Genomic DNA, 14062 nt, shown 5'->3' with positions numbered 1-14062 from the left:
GGCGCCGGCCCCCGCGGGTGTTTTTTTTAAATTCATGTTTTTTTGCTTGTCATGCGGTTCTTTCTGTCCTGAAATGAATCCGAGGTGTCGTGGCCGTCTATCCAGTCGATGGCCTGTCGTGTCGAACGGAAGGAAAGCACGAATAAGCAAGGAGGTTGCCATGCGGACGGTCCTGCGGCTGTTTTCCATTGTGTAGATGGTTGTTATGTGGGCGAGTGGGGATGCGTCCGCGGCGATCGGCGACCTGTTCGTCGGTTGCGCCAACTCGGCCACGACGATCCTGGTGAGCACGACGGGCGGGGGCCAGTTGGACACCTTCACCAACCTGTACCGCGGGGTCGTGGGTATCGAGGTGGATCCCATCAACGAGCACGTCTACCTGACCGGCGGAAACTACCATACGATTTGCCGGGCCAATTTCGACGGCTCCGGGCTGCTACGGCTCGATAGTGTAACCAGCACAAACTACGCCGGCGGGAAAGCCGTTTTCGGCGAACGGCTCGACTGCGCGATCGACGTGAGCGGCAACCGGATCTTCATCACGACCGGGGGCGCCGGCCAGAGCGTGGGCGTCGGGAGCCTCGACGGCACCGGGGGCTACACCACCCTTTGGAACATGAGCCATCGGCTTAACGGCATCGAGTACGATCCGCTCGGCGACAAGCTGTACTTCGCCGACCTCGACGCGGGGATCTATGTCGCCAACGCCGACGGGAGCGGATCGCCCTCGCTCCTGTACGCCGGGACGGAATACCGGCACCTGACCCTGGATCCCGCGCACGATATGATGTACTGGGCGGATTGGAGCGGCTACCGCATCCTTGGCGCGCCCATGAGCGGCGGATCGTCCCACGCCGTCTATTCCGGGTTGTCGGCCCGGCCCTACGGCATTGACCTCGATCCTGCGAGCGGGGATCTCTACTGGTCGGAGGTCTTCGGCGGGACCATCTACGCCGGCAACACGAACGGCGCGGCACCGACCCAGATCAGCACGGTGTACGACGCCCGCGGCCTCGCGCTGCTCGTGGCGCCGATTCCCGAGGCCGCCACGGTCGCGCTCGTGGGCCTGGGGCTGGGCGTGGTGGCGGTGCGGCGGCGTTCTCGCCAGCGGAAGTAGCGCGACGGGAGATGCCGCGTGCGGGCCGTGGGCGGCCCGCCTCCAGCTTTTTTCCGATGGAGGCGCCGCGCCCCGCGGCGCGTCAGCGGGGCCGATACGAGCCGCGCCGCTCCCTCGCCGTGAACCCGATGGGCTTTTTCGGCGGCTCGGGCAGGGCCGGCGGATCCACCAGGTCCATGATCCTTCGCAGGATGTCCACGATGGCCGACTCGTGGACGTCGAGCCGGGCCTGGAGTTCCTTTTCCAGCGCCGCGAGTTTCCGCGCCAGCTCGCGGTTGTCCGTCAGCACGGCGCGCATCCGCACAAAAGCGCGGACCACGAAGACGCTCATCTGCACGGCCCGCGGGCTGTTCAACACCGTGGCGGCCATCACGGCCCCGTGTTCGGTAAAGGCGTACGGGAGATACTTGATGTTCTGGCCTTGCTTCAAGGTCACAGATTGTGACCTTGAATATGCAATGCTAACCGCTTCCTGTTGAGTGAGTTGGAACATGAAGTCGCGGGGGAACTTGTTCCTGTTCCGCTTGACGGCTTGGTTCAGGGCCTTGGTGGACACCCCGTAGATTCGGGCCAGGTCCGAGTCCAGAATCACCTTCTGGTTCCGGACGGCGACGATCCTGTCGTCGGAGAAGTCGTTCCCATATCTGACAAGGTCTTCGCTCACGGCAAGGGGCGTCTATTTCTCCTTCTGGATCACCGCCGCGCCGCCGAGGTCGCCGAGCCGGGCCTTCTCCAGGTCGGTCCACAGCGTGCCGGGCCCGGAATGCAGGATGTTGACCTGCACCTGCGGGTTCAGGCTCTGCGCGAATTCCCAGAGGGAGAAGCCGGACGGATCGCCGAACGCGTCGGCCTTGAGCTCAAAGCCCTTCGCCTTCTCGCCCTCGACGAGCTCGATCACCTTGGCCTCCACGCCGCCGAGTTTGCGCGTGCGGTCGGCCCGGACCTGCGCGGTCTGCCGCTCGATGTCCGCGGCCTGCTTGAGCGTGTCCGCCTGGATCATGGCGACCTGCTTCTCCTGGTCGGCCTTGATCTCGGCCTTGAGCTTTTCGGTCTGCTGGGCGACCTGCTCGCGGGCCTGGTCGATCAGGCTCAACTGGGTGTTCAGTTCGGCCTGCTTCTTCGCCGTGTTCTGCTTCTCCTGGTTGGTCAGGTCCTGCTCAACGGCGATGCTGGCCTGCTGGATCGGGTCGAGGATCTGCATGGGCACGTTGACGTGCCGGATCAGGGCGTTGTGCACGACGATCTTGCGCTCGGCCAGCGACCGGGCCAGCGATTCCGTCAGGTCGCTCTGGAACTTCTCGCGGCCCTCGCCGACGATGAAGTCCTTGGCGCGGTAGGCGGAGCCCTTGAGCCGGGACACGGAGAGGATCTGCGGCATGATGATCTTGTCCACCACCGCGGGCAGGTCGCCGTAACTGCGGAAGATCGCGGCGATCAGGTCGGGCTGCAGCTCGAACTCGACGGTCATGTCGAGGCTGATCTCGAAGCCGTCACGCGAGGGAAACTCAACGAACTGCGCGATGCTCAACGCGGCCGTGTAGTCGGGCATCTGCTGCTGCTGGACCAGGCGCCCCTCGAGCAGGGGGGCGGGGGCGGCTTCCTGGGCGCGCTCGCGTTTCGCGTAGGAGATGCGCTTGTCCTTCTGCTCGTCCAGGACCTGCCGCTGGAGCTGTTCCATCGCGACGTTCTGGCTGGCGATCTGGGTCTTGGTGATCATCTCGCCGCCGGCCTTGCCGAGCAGGGAGACCTGGTTCACGCCGATCTCCAGCACGTCGGACTTGAGGGCCTTCGGGTTGATGTAGTAGAGGCCGGGCTGGAGCACGTCCTTGCGGATGCCCTTCTGGCCCGACTCGGCGAATTTACCGGGCGGGGCCTGCTCGCCGGAGAGCGACGTGATGACGCCGACGTACCCGATGGGGATGCTGATGGCGTTGGCGATCTCGACCTGGTAGCCGAACGGATTCAGGCGGTACTTGCCGGGGCCGAGCACGCCGCGCCAGATGCCCTTCTGGCCGGGCTCGGCCAGGAACTCGTCCTGCGGGAGGTCGTCGCCGACCTTGGACGTGACCACGCCGACCTTGCCGGGCGGGATGACGACGACCGGCTTGATCACGCGCTCGTAGAGCCACGGGTTCCGGAAGTGCCGGCCTTCCCCGAGGACGGCCTCCTGGACGCCCTTCTGGCCGGGCTTCGCGAGGATCTGGCCCGGCGGCAGCGGGTCGCCGATCTTCGCGATGATCACCGCCATCTCGTCCGCCTCGACGTAAAAGCGGCAGAAGCCCCACTGCCAGAGGAGCCATGCCGCGCCGACGATCACCACCAGGGTCAGCACGATGGAAAGGATGGATTTCATTGGGCCCCCTCCTTCCCGTCGGGAAGGAAGGGAAGGAAGACGGCGCCCAGCCCGTCCTTCTGGTCCCCGGTCAGGATCGTCGCGATGCGCGGCGCGAGCTTGCGGTAGAGCGTGTAGCGGGCGAAGTTCATGCCCGTCCGGAAGGCCTTGACCTGCCCCTTGAGCACGCCGGCCTGGGCCTCGTTGTTGAGCCGGATCACGTCCCGATCCGCCTCGGCCCCCGCGAGCCGCGTCTGGACCTGGAAGTCCGCCGCCTCGTTCTCGACCTGGGCGACCTCGAGGTCCTTGCGCGCGGCGGTCAGGCGCACGGCCATGTCCTGCTGCGCGCGGATGACCGCGCGGATGCGGACCGTGTCGGCCTCGACCTTCAGCTTGTTCTGCTCGGCGAGCATCTCCTGCCGGCCCAGCTCCGCCTTGGACTTGGCCTGCTCGATCTGCTGGTCGAACTTGAGGGCGTTCTGGACGGCGACCTCACGCTCGCGGATGACGCTGGCGATCTCGTCCGGCGGCTTGATGTTGCGGATCAGCACCGACTTGATCGCCACGCCCCAGTCCGCGCACTTGTCGCGCAGGTGGGCCTCGAGGTTGTCCTGGAACTGCTGGCGCGTCTCGCCGACGATGAAGTTGATGGCCGGGTGCTTGCTGCCCTCGATGCGGCTGAACCCGCGGGCGCGCGGCAGGATGACCTTCTTCAGGATGTCGTCCATGTCGCCGACGCGGTGCGTGATCAGCGCGGCCTTCTCCCGGATCACGGCGTATTCCAGCGTCCCCTCGACGGTCACCGTGAAGCCGTCCACGGTCAGGAAGGTGATCGCGTCGTCCCCGCTCATCTCGAACCGCTGGCTCTGGAGGTTCACCTCCGAGACGGCGAAGAGGTAGGGGTTGAGGTAATACGTGCCGGGCTCGAGCACTTCCTGGACCACGCCCTTGAGGCCCGCGCCGACGAGGAAGGTGTTGCGTTCCTCGGGCTTCAGTTCGCTGTTCAGCACGTCGCGTCCGGCGAGCGAGGTCACGACGCCGACCGAGCCGGGGCGGATGGAGATGGCGTCGTAGTGCTCCACGTCGTACGCGTACGGGTTGATGCGGTACTTCCCGGGGCGCAGGACGTCGGCCAGGATGCCCTTCGTGCCCTCGCCGGCGACGATCTCGCCGGGCGGCAGGTCGGCCCCGTACAGGCGGGTCAGGACGCCGAGCTTGCCCGCCGGGATGTCGGTCATCGCCGCGATCTTCCAGCCCCACGAGTACGGGTTGCGGAAGTAGCGCCCCTCCGGCAGGACCTCGAGCTGGATGCCCTTCTGGTCCGGCTCCAGCGCGAGGATCTGGCCCGAGGGCAGGTCCTGGCCGGTCTTGTGGATCAGGATGGCGATCTCGCCCGCCGCCGGCTCGATCCGCCAGAAGAACCAGATCCAGACCGGCAGCGCGAGCAGCAGGGCCACGACAAGCAGGAAGCCGCCGCCCGCAATGACCGGAAGGGCTGAACCGCGCCCGGCCGGGCGGCTCTTGACCGGAACCGAAAAGGAATCGTCGCTCATATCGTCCTCCGTGGTTGGGACCCGGCGCACAGTGTCCCATACCGGCTTCGGGCGATAAAAGCTTTTTTAGCCCGGCGCGGAAAGGGTCACGGCCGGGCCCGGGCCTTGACCCGGAATGCCGCCCCCGCGTCGTCGGGCGTCGTGGTGAATTCCATCTGCGCGGCCGAATCGCCTTTCTGAACGCTCGCGCCGGGGTCCTTGGTCCAGGTCTTCATGTCCTCGGACTGCTCCACCGTGGCGACCACCGGCCGCGGGGAGTCGAGCTGGATGCCGCCGAGCAGCGTTCCGCCGGCCATGTTCAGGCTGTCGATCTCGTTGCCGACGCCCGCGTAGAGGTCGTCGTCATCCATGGCGAGGCCGATGAAGGTGGCGGCCGTCGTGGACAGGTTGGAAATCGACCACCCGGCGAACAATCGAATCGGCGCCGGCGTGGCGATCACGGTGCCCGGCGAGGGATTGGTGAACGTGAGAATGACGGAACCCAGGATGGCGTCGATGCCGGACCCGGACGTTCCGTTGTTGTAGTTCATGTGAATCCGGACGGTCCGCGAGGTGAATTGCATATGATCGAAGACCACGACCTTTCCGGCCGGAACCGTCAGCACGCCGAACGTCGTCCCTCCGCCCGTGGGCGACAGAGCTTTCACGTAAGGCACCACGGCCGCACCGGCCCCCAGGCCGAGCGACGCGACCAGGATACATCCCGCCCACGGAATCCTCTGCTTCATGCCAACCTCCTCATTGTTGAACAGTCCCTGTCGAATAAGTTTAGTGCCGCGCGATTGTGGAGGCAAGATACAAGGGCAGAGCCGTTGACGGCCGGTCAAGGTCGCGTATAATGCCGCGCCATTTCCCGGAGAACCCTTGATGAAACGAAGCTTGCGTGCAGCGAAACCGAAAGTCCGGGTGCCCGACTGGGCCGCGGACGCGATCTGGTACCAGGTCTTCCCCGAGCGCTTCCGCAACGGCTGCCCGGCCAGCGACCCCCGGCCCGAGGACATGGACTCGCGGCCGGTCCCCGGCTGGCAGGTCTCGCCGTGGGGCATGGACTGGTACGCGCAGGCGGACTGGGAGAAGGCGCGCGGTGAGTTCTACCGCTCCGTGTTCCATCGCCGGTTCGGCGGCGACCTCGTCGGGCTGCGCGAGAAACTGGATTACCTCCAGGACCTCGGCGTCAACGCGATCTACCTCAACCCGGTCTTCATGGCGCCCTCGCTGCACAAGTACGACGCCGCCTGCCTCCATCACGTCGACCCGACCTTCGGGCCCGAGCGCGCGGGTGACCTGGCGAAGATCGCCGCCGCGAACGAAACCGAGGACCCGAAGACGTGGATCTGGACCGCGGCGGACCGGTACCTCGTGGATCTCGTCGCGGACGTGCACCGGCGCGGCATGCGGATCATCCTCGACGGCGTGTTCAACCACGTCGGCACGCACTTCTTCGGGTTCCGCGACCTGGTGATGAACAAGCGGAACTCCCGGTTCCAGGAATGGTTCCGCATCAAGGAATGGCGCGCGGACGGGACGTTCGACTACCAGGGCTGGTTCAACCACGCCGGGCTGCCCGAGCTGGCGCGGACGAAGACCACGCTCGCCAAGCCCGTGCGCGATTACATCTTCGCCATCACGCGCCGCTGGATGGACCCGGACGGCGACGGCGATCCCGCCGACGGCGTGGACGGCTGGCGGCTGGATGTCGCCTTCTGCGTGCCGCACGGCTTCTGGAAAAGCTGGGCGCGGCACGTGAAGAAGATCAACGCCCAAGCCTACACCACGGGCGAGGTCGTAGGCCACGCGGACGAGTTCCTGCAAGGCGACGAGTTCGACGCGGTGATGAACTACATGTGGCTCTACCCGACGCTCGGGTTTTTCTCCCCGTCGCCGGCCGCCCTGCCGGCCTCCGAGCTGAAGGCCCGGCTCGACGAGTTGTGGCGCCGGTACCCGCGGGCGGTGAACTACGCGCTCCAGAACCTGCTGGACTCGCACGACACCGGCCGCGTCCTGACGTTCCTGGAGAACGCCTGCCCGCCGTTCCGCGACTGGGACAGCTACTTCAACTATCCCAAGGCCCGCGAGAACCCCGGGCTCAAGACCACGCGGCCCGGGCCGAAGGCGATGGATGCCCTCCGGCAGATGATCGTGTTCCAGATGACCTGTCTCGGCGCGCCGATGCTCTACTACGGGACCGAGGTCGGGATGTGGGGCGCCAACGACCCCGACAACCGGCAGCCCATGCTATGGGACGACATCGAGCACGAGCCGGAAACGCGCACGCTGACCGGCCGCGGCCCGTCCAGCCCGAGGAAGCCCGACCTGGACCTGTTCGCCTTCACGCGCAGGGCCATCGCCCTGCGCAAGGAGCACGCGGTCCTGCGCCGCGGCCGGTTGCGCTGGCTGGAAACCGGCAACGAGCGGCTGCTGGCCTTCGAGCGTTTTGACCGGAAGAGCGTAATTCGCGTGTGGCTCAACGCCGGCGACGCGCCCGCCGACGTCCGGCTGGAGCGGTCCGCGCATGACCTGTGGGCCGGGAAGACGGTTCGGCGCGGACGCCTCGCCCTGCCGCCGCGAGGCTGGGCCGTGCTGAAAATCCACGAGTAGGGGCGCCGCTCGCCGGCGCCCGTCACGCCCCCTGTCCGCTAGGGTCCGCGCCCGTCACGACGCGGTACTCGGACATCTTTTTTTTCGCGCGTTCGACCATCACGCCGAACGAGTTCGACTCCAGCCGGCCGGTCCAGGTCGCCTCGGTCTTCGGGTTCGTGTTGCGGATCCCGTATAGCCGGGCGCGGAACTCGGTGATCCCCGGGCGGTCGAAGTAATAGGTGCGGATCTCGACGCGCTGGGCGATCTGCTGGCCCGGTTCCAGGCAGACCAGTTCGCCGCGCTCGAAATGCTCCTCGTCACGGATCTCTTTCAGGAAATTGTCGTGCACGCCGTTCGGGTAAATCCAGCTCACCAGCACCGTCGGCTCGCGGGGCAGCCACACGCGTTCGCGGCCCACGTTGCGGATGGCCAGGTCCAGGTACAGCGGCTCGCCGATGGCGATCACCGGCGTATCCGTCTTCAGCGCGACCCGGATCGCGGGATCGTTCTCGGCGTTATCCAACCGGCCCTGCGTGGCGGGCTTGTAGCGTTCCGGCATGCTCGCGCACCCGGACCCCAGCAGGCCGGCTGTCAGAACGAATGCCGCTATGATTCGAGCGAGCATAAAATCCATAAGTGAATATGCAGATTTCATACCAGCGCGCTATGTCAATGGAATTGCGATATATAATACATTTTCCAATAATAAGATAAGACTTTTAATTTGGGCGTAGGCGGGCCGGATATTGCCGCCTATTCTAAAAAATGATAACGAGGAAGGGTGGATAAGACAGGGGGAGTTTAATGAAAACGTGGATGCTTTATTACACGGCGGGCTCGGCGGCGGAGGCGGCGAAGATCGGGCGCGCGCTGGTGCGCGGGCGGCTGGCGGCGTGCGTGAACATCCTCGGGGGCATCCGCTCGATCTACCGGTGGAAGGGGCGCGTGGAGGACGGACGCGAGGCGGCCGCGGTGGCCAAGACCTCGGATCGCCGCGTCGCCGCGGCGATCGCGGCGATTAGAAAACTTCACCGTTACGAAGTGCCCTGCATCGTCGCCTGGCCCCTCGCGAAAGGGCACGCGCCGTTCCTGAAATGGATCGCGGAAGAGACGGGCGAGGCGGGCAGGTAGGGCGCGCTACGGATCGAATTTCCCGCCCATCCCGAACTTCAGAGGGGCCCCGTCCTCCTTCGGATGGCGGCAGACCTCGAATCCGCGCGCCTCGAGGAACGCGATCACTGCTTCCGCGCCGGGGGTCGAGTGGCCGCGCAGGAAAACGATCACCTTCTGCGTCTTTGGGTCCAGGCCGCCGGCCAGCGTCTCCAGCGCGCCCGGATCGAGCGGCAGGCCCGCGCTTTCCGTGCGGCGCGACAGGTGCATGTTGTTCTGGAGCGACGCCTTGAGGTCCACGCGGTACGCCCCGACGTTCAAGACCGTATTGGTCAGCAACGCGATATGCTCTACGGACACGCCGCCCGTCTGCCCGCGCAGCCGCCGGACCAGCGGAACCATCGCCTCTTTCGCCTCGCGGACGGGCACGACGAACAGCTCGTTGGAACAGGCCTCGAGGTAGACCGGCTCGTTCAGGCTCCGCTCTTCCCACGCGGCCCGCGGGAAGGAGGTCCAGGCGGGCTTCGCTTCGCCGGCCGGGTCGAACAGGGCGAAGGCTTTCCACATGCCCTCGCCGCACCACTCGGGGCTCCAGTAGTAGACCGCGCGAATCGCCGGGTGGCGGTTACAGAAGGCGAGGAAGTCCGCGAGCCAGCGGCGCTGGCCCTCGGGACTCAAGGGGTAGCCCGGGGTCTCGTACTTCCAGCGGGAGAACTGCCCCTTGAAATCGCGGGTGCTCGGGTAGGCCGTTTCGGCGACGATCACCGGGCGCCCGACGGCCTCCGAGAGCCGCGCGACCGTCTCGCCGAACTCGCTCATTTCCAGCGAGCCGCCGATGTTGGCGGACGGGAAATACGACAGGCCCGCGAAATCGATTTGAACGCCCTGGTCGAGCATGAACCGGAAGAAGGCGACGCAGAACTCCGCGTCCCACCAGTGCGCGATGTGGAGCATGAACCGCGCGTCGGGATCCGCCTCCCGGACGCCGGCCTCGGCGGCGAGGATGAGCCGGGCCGACCGCGGCCAGAGCGAGCGGCTCAACGCGGCCGGGGTCTTCTTCGTGCCCTGGCCCGGGTATTCGCCGCAGATACCGTAGTCGATCTCGTTGCCGATTTCGTACAGGTGGCTTTGCAGGCCCTGCGCCCGGAAGTGCGCGACGATGCCGCGGGAGTAGGCTTGGACGGCCCCGGCGCGCTCGTCGAACGACAGGTCCTTCCAGGCCGACGGCAGCGGCTGCTTCATCATGTCGGACCAGTCCTCGCTCAAGAAGATCACGAGGTAGGGGTCCAGCCCGGCGTCCAGCGCGCGCCGCACGACTTCCGTGGCATAGATCTTGCCGTGCGGCCCGTCGTCCTTCATCCACAGCCGCACCCGGAACCCGCTCGCGCCCCGCGCGGCGATGCCGCGGAACAGGTCGGTCTTCGCGCCGTCCCACGACCACGCCGCGCCGCCGCGCTCCATGTCGAGGGCGTAGTTGGCGTCGACGCCGATCTGAAGGGGCGGCTTCGCGGGTGCGGCGGTTTCGAGCGCGAGCAGGAGGAGAATCGCATGCCGGACAGTCGCCCTCGGTTTCATCGCCGTTGATATCGCCGCGCTACGGGTACGTGACGCGATAGTAACGTTTTGCAACGGCGTCGGCATTCGTGTCGCTGTAGCTGAACACGCCGCTTACGTCGGCGGTGGCCGTGCCGATGATGGTGAAGGCGGTCGCCAGGTCCGGGCTGCACCGGACGCTCAAGGGGAGGTTGGTGGACGCGGTTCCTTCCACGAGGAAGGGCCCGCCGGAAAACGCCGGGTTATCGGCGATGACGATCGAGGCGGGCGCCGGCGGTTCCAGCGCGTCGGCGCTGCCGCGCGGCGTGATGTTGGTGCTTTGGGACAGGAAGTCGTTCTTGTTGGTATCGGTATCCGTGGCATGGCCCCAGCCGGCGGCTGGCCTGCGTTCGGCGCTGAAACCGTTGGTCATGCCGGGGAGCCTTACGCCTTCATATCCATACTGGGCTTCGGAACCCCACCCGACCTTGTCGATGACTTTCACATCCGGCACCGAACTCAAGCTGATGTACACGCCGCTGTTTTTCCCCAGCGTGGGCGATCCCGCGCTCCACAGGTAGTCACGATTCGTGGCCCAACTCTCGCTCGCCGCATTCGATGAGACCAGGAGCAGGAATCCGTGGGCGGGAATGTTGCCATCGGTCACCTTGGTCAGGCCCTTGGCGCCGCCATTTCCGTCGTCATAGAGAACATAGAAGCGCAATCCCAGCGTGGAGGCGTTCAACCGGCTTGCCGTTGGATTGTAGACCTCCACGAACTCGTGGTCCGCGGCGTTCGTCATGCCGATGAAGATTTCGCTGATCAGCAGGCCCGCGCGCGGCACGAATTTTTCCAGGCTATTGGTATTGGCGCCGGCGCTGTTGGTGACGATCACGTTCCAGCCCGCCGTGCCGCGCGTTCGAATGCCGGGAGGGAAGGTGGCCGTGATCTGCGCGTCGCTGTCCACAGTGTAGTTCGTCGCCGCCGTCCGCACGGGGTCGTCGTGGCCATTCAGGTCGTCCAGCGTCACGCCGTTGGTGCCGGTCACCGTGGAGAACCCGCTGCCGACAATCCGGATCGTGGCCGCGCCGGTGTTGTACGGCACGGCGCCGTTGTCCGGCTCGGTCGAGAGCACGATGACGTTGCTCACGGCGGGAGTTCCCTGGGCGCGCCCGGCCGCGGGGCCAAGACACACCGCGAGCATGGCCGTGATCGCCAGGGCGCGTTTGGTCAGCGCCGCAGACCGCTTGTCATGGACCCGTCCGGCGTCCGGCTTTCCCGGCCGGCGGGTTCCTTTCCGCGAGAATCGCCTTGCATGCATAAATCGGGACCCCCATGGCGTGGGTGGGGCAATGCCATGTCGCGACGGCGTGGCCGGCCGCGCGGGCGGCAAACCGGGCCGCGTCCGTCCTGGCTTCGCGCGCGGCCGCATGAGACGCCAGCGAGAGCTTCCGTACCTCGGCCATGCCCAGCGTCCGCTTCCCTCGCGCCCAGGCCTGGATGGCCGCGATGGCCTGGCGCGGGCGATGATCCTTCGGATGCTCTCGCTCAAAAAGGGAAAGGACGCGCTTTGCCTGTGTGGCCGCCAGGAGGGCGAACCGCCGATGATAGCGCGAACTGCGGTCCAACGATCGATCCGGCGCGGTTTTTCGAGCGGTTGTCTTTTTCATGGCTCCAAGGCCAACGGTTCCCGATCCCGGGCGTGAACCCGTATGCCGGTCGTACCTACCTCCAGAACCTTCGGAAGGGCGCGGAGGCGAGGACGGTCACCGAGCGCGCGTCGGCGGTGAACACGCCCTTGACGCGGTACCACATCGGCGCGCCCTCCTCGGTGGTCAGTGCCAGCGCCCACGGCTTGTCGGGCGGCGGCGGGACGATGAACGTCGCGGGCTCCGGCCCCGCGTTGAAGATCATGAAGAGGCTGTCGTCGTCCTCCGGCCCGCCGGTATGCTCCGAGCGGCCGTTCAGCACGCAGGCGATGGCGCAGTCCTGCTCCCAGTCCGGGGCGCGCCCGTTGACGCCGTGCCAGGTGATGTCCGCGTTGGTCGCCTCGGGCTTCTTGCCGTTCAGGAACCGGGTCCGGCGCAGGGACGGGTGCGCCTTGCGGAAGGCGATGAGCTTCTTGACGAAGGCGTGCAGGTCCCGGTTGCCTTCGAGCAGGCCCCAGTCCACCCAGCTGATCTCGTTGTCCTGGCAGTAGGCGTTGTTGTTGCCCTGCTGCGTGCGCGAGAACTCGTCGCCCGCGAGCACCATGGGCACGCCCATGGAGAGAAACAGGGTGGTCAGCAGGTTCTTCTGCTGCCGGCGGCGGACGGCGAGGATGTCCGGGTCGTCGGTCGGGCCCTCGACGCCGTAGCTGCTGCCGTGGTTATGGTTCTCCCCGTCGCGGTTGTTCTCGCCGTTGGCCTCGTTGTGCTTGCCGTCGTACGAGACCAGGTCGCGCAGGGTGAAGCCGTCGTGGCAGGTGATGAAGTTGATGCTCTTCATCGGGGTCTGACCGAGCTTGTCGTAGAGGTCCGCGCTGCCGGTCAGGCGCATGGCGAGCCGGCCGAGCAGGCCGGGTTCGCCCTTCCAGAAGCGGCGGATCTCGTCGCGGTACTTGCCGTTCCACTCGGACCAGCGCTCGTTGGGGAAGGTGCCGACCTGGTAGGCGCCGGCGGCGTCCCAGGCCTCGGCGATGATCTTCGTGTCGCGCAGGGCGGGGTCCTCGGCGATGTGCTCGACGATGGGCGGGTCGGGCAGCAGCTCGCCGTCCGCGCCGCGGGTGAGGATGCTGGCGAGGTCGAACCGGAAGCCGTCCACGTGCATGTGGAGCACCCAGTACCGCAGGCAGTTCATGATGAAATCGCGGACGATCGGGTGGTTGCTGTTCACCGTGTTGCCGCAGCCGGTGAAGTTCCTGTAATGCGGCCGGCCTTCCTCCATGAGGTAGAAGATCGAGTTGTCGATCCCGCGGAAGGAGTAGGTGGGGCCGCCGTCGCCGTTCTCGGCGGTATGGTTGAAGACGACGTCGAGGATCACCTCGATGCCGGCCTGGTGCAGGGCCGTGACCAGCTGCTTGAACTCGCGGACCTGCCGGCCGTAGACGCCGTCGCGCGCGTAGCGGCCGTTCGGGGCGAAGAAGGCCAGCGTGCTGTAGCCCCAGAAGTTGCGCAGTTCGCGCCGCGGGTCGTCGGCCTGGTAGTACTCCATCTCGTTGAATTCCTGGATCGGCAGCAGTTCGACGGCCGTCACGCCCAGGTCGCGCAGGTGGGGGATTTTTTCGATCAGGCCCCGGTACGTGCCCGGCGCCTCGACGCCCGAGGAGGGGTGCGCCGTGTACCCGCGCAGGTGCATCTCGTAGATGATGGTGTCGGCCAGCGGGATGCGCAGCGTCCGGTCCTCGGCCCACTCAAAATCGTCGCGTACGATCACGCCCTTGGGGAAGAGCGGCCCGTTCTTCGGCGTTTCGCCCGCCTGCAGGCCGCGCGCGTCGCCCCACTTCGGGGTGCCCGCGACGGCCAGCGCGTACGGGTCGAGCAGCCACTGCTCCGGGTCGTAGAAATTAGCCACGCCCCGCGGCGTGCGTCCGTCCATCCGGTAGAGGTAGAACTGGCCCTCGCGCGCATCCTCGACGTGCAGGTGCCAGATGTCGCCGATGCGGTTGCGGTCGGGGAACAGCTCGAACTCCTCGGCGGGCTCGGTGTCGTCCGCGCTATCGAAGAGCATGAGCCACACCCGTGACGCGTGCCGGCTGAACAAGGTGAACTGCACGCCTTTTTCCATGACGTGCGCGCCGTAAGGCACCAGCAGCGGGGTGCTCGGCAGGAGGTGCTGGATGGTCTGTTTTTTCATGTC

Annotated in this window: 11 protein-coding genes; 3 read left to right on the top strand and 8 right to left on the bottom strand. The window is 66.4% G+C overall.

Going from position 1 to position 14062, the window contains the following annotated elements:
• Positions 1–205 precede the first annotated feature (205 nt).
• Positions 206–1117, top strand: coding sequence for a PEP-CTERM sorting domain-containing protein (locus KA248_06355; protein ID MBP7829522.1), 912 nt, complete (start codon positions 206–208; stop codon positions 1115–1117).
• A gap of 82 nt (positions 1118–1199) precedes the next feature.
• Here the strand turns inward: KA248_06355 and KA248_06350 are convergent, their stop codons facing one another.
• From KA248_06350 to KA248_06335, 4 genes are all read right to left on the bottom strand, one after another.
• Positions 1200–1781 carry an ORF6N domain-containing protein gene (locus KA248_06350; GenBank protein MBP7829521.1) on the bottom strand — a complete coding sequence of 194 codons (582 nt, stop codon included), beginning with the start codon at positions 1779–1781 and terminating at the stop codon, positions 1200–1202.
• A 12-nt stretch (positions 1782–1793) separates the two neighbouring features.
• Complete coding sequence (locus KA248_06345) at positions 1794–3470, bottom strand: hypothetical protein (protein MBP7829520.1); 1677 nt, start codon at positions 3468–3470, stop codon at positions 1794–1796.
• A complete protein-coding gene (locus KA248_06340) occupies positions 3467–5002 on the bottom strand; it encodes a hypothetical protein (protein ID MBP7829519.1) in 1536 nt (511 codons plus the stop codon). The genes KA248_06345 and KA248_06340 overlap by 4 nt, the downstream gene beginning before the upstream one ends.
• Before the next feature lie 86 nt (positions 5003–5088).
• Complete coding sequence (locus KA248_06335) at positions 5089–5730, bottom strand: hypothetical protein (protein ID MBP7829518.1); 642 nt, start codon at positions 5728–5730, stop codon at positions 5089–5091.
• A 139-nt stretch (positions 5731–5869) separates the two neighbouring features.
• On the opposite strand from KA248_06335, the gene KA248_06330 reads away from it, so the two are divergent.
• Positions 5870–7600, top strand: coding sequence for a glycoside hydrolase family 13 protein (locus tag KA248_06330; GenBank protein ID MBP7829517.1), 1731 nt, complete (start codon positions 5870–5872; stop codon positions 7598–7600).
• A gap of 22 nt (positions 7601–7622) precedes the next feature.
• Here the strand turns inward: KA248_06330 and KA248_06325 are convergent, their stop codons facing one another.
• Positions 7623–8141: a hypothetical protein gene (locus KA248_06325; GenBank protein ID MBP7829516.1), complete on the bottom strand. Its 519-nt coding sequence runs from the start codon at positions 8139–8141 to the stop codon at positions 7623–7625.
• 245 nt (positions 8142–8386) lie between these two features.
• Here KA248_06325 and KA248_06320 point away from each other — a divergent pair, with 245 nt between their 5' ends.
• A complete protein-coding gene (locus KA248_06320; protein ID MBP7829515.1) occupies positions 8387–8713 on the top strand; it encodes a divalent-cation tolerance protein CutA in 327 nt (108 codons plus the stop codon).
• A 6-nt stretch (positions 8714–8719) separates the two neighbouring features.
• Here the strand turns inward: KA248_06320 and KA248_06315 are convergent, their stop codons facing one another.
• From KA248_06315 to glgX, 3 genes are all read right to left on the bottom strand, one after another.
• On the bottom strand, positions 8720–10267 hold the full coding sequence (locus KA248_06315; protein MBP7829514.1) for a glycosyl hydrolase 53 family protein: 1548 nt from the start codon (positions 10265–10267) through the stop codon (positions 8720–8722).
• Positions 10268–10286: 19 nt separating this feature from the next.
• Entirely contained in the window at positions 10287–11546 is a 1260-nt protein-coding gene (locus tag KA248_06310; protein MBP7829513.1) for a hypothetical protein, read from the bottom strand.
• A gap of 404 nt (positions 11547–11950) precedes the next feature.
• Positions 11951–14059 (bottom strand): glycogen debranching protein GlgX, encoded by a 2109-nt coding sequence (gene glgX, locus KA248_06305; GenBank protein MBP7829512.1) that lies wholly within the window; start codon positions 14057–14059, stop codon positions 11951–11953.
• Positions 14060–14062: the final 3 nt, after the last annotated feature.

This window comes from Kiritimatiellia bacterium (genome assembly GCA_018001225.1).
Lineage (GTDB): Bacteria > Verrucomicrobiota > Kiritimatiellia > CAIQIC01 > JAGNIJ01 > JAGNIJ01.
Note: the sequence above shows the minus strand (reverse complement) of the source record. Positions and strands in the feature narration are given on the sequence as shown.

Excerpts from the sequence above, each read along its gene's own strand:
- KA248_06315 (MBP7829514.1), bottom strand. The coding sequence starts at position 10,267 with ATGAAACCGAGGGCGACTGTCCGGCATGCGATTCTCCTCCTGCTCGCG.
- KA248_06320 (MBP7829515.1), top strand. The coding sequence starts at position 8,387 with ATGAAAACGTGGATGCTTTATTACACGGCGGGCTCGGCGGCGGAGGCG.
- KA248_06335 (MBP7829518.1), bottom strand. The coding sequence starts at position 5,730 with ATGAAGCAGAGGATTCCGTGGGCGGGATGTATCCTGGTCGCGTCGCTC.
- glgX (MBP7829512.1), bottom strand. The coding sequence starts at position 14,059 with ATGAAAAAACAGACCATCCAGCACCTCCTGCCGAGCACCCCGCTGCTG.
- KA248_06340 (MBP7829519.1), bottom strand. The coding sequence starts at position 5,002 with ATGAGCGACGATTCCTTTTCGGTTCCGGTCAAGAGCCGCCCGGCCGGG.
- KA248_06345 (MBP7829520.1), bottom strand. The coding sequence starts at position 3,470 with ATGAAATCCATCCTTTCCATCGTGCTGACCCTGGTGGTGATCGTCGGC.
- KA248_06330 (MBP7829517.1), top strand. The coding sequence starts at position 5,870 with ATGAAACGAAGCTTGCGTGCAGCGAAACCGAAAGTCCGGGTGCCCGAC.
- KA248_06355 (MBP7829522.1), top strand. The coding sequence starts at position 206 with ATGTGGGCGAGTGGGGATGCGTCCGCGGCGATCGGCGACCTGTTCGTC.
- KA248_06325 (MBP7829516.1), bottom strand. The coding sequence starts at position 8,141 with ATGCCGGAACGCTACAAGCCCGCCACGCAGGGCCGGTTGGATAACGCC.
- KA248_06310 (MBP7829513.1), bottom strand. The coding sequence starts at position 11,546 with ATGCATGCAAGGCGATTCTCGCGGAAAGGAACCCGCCGGCCGGGAAAG.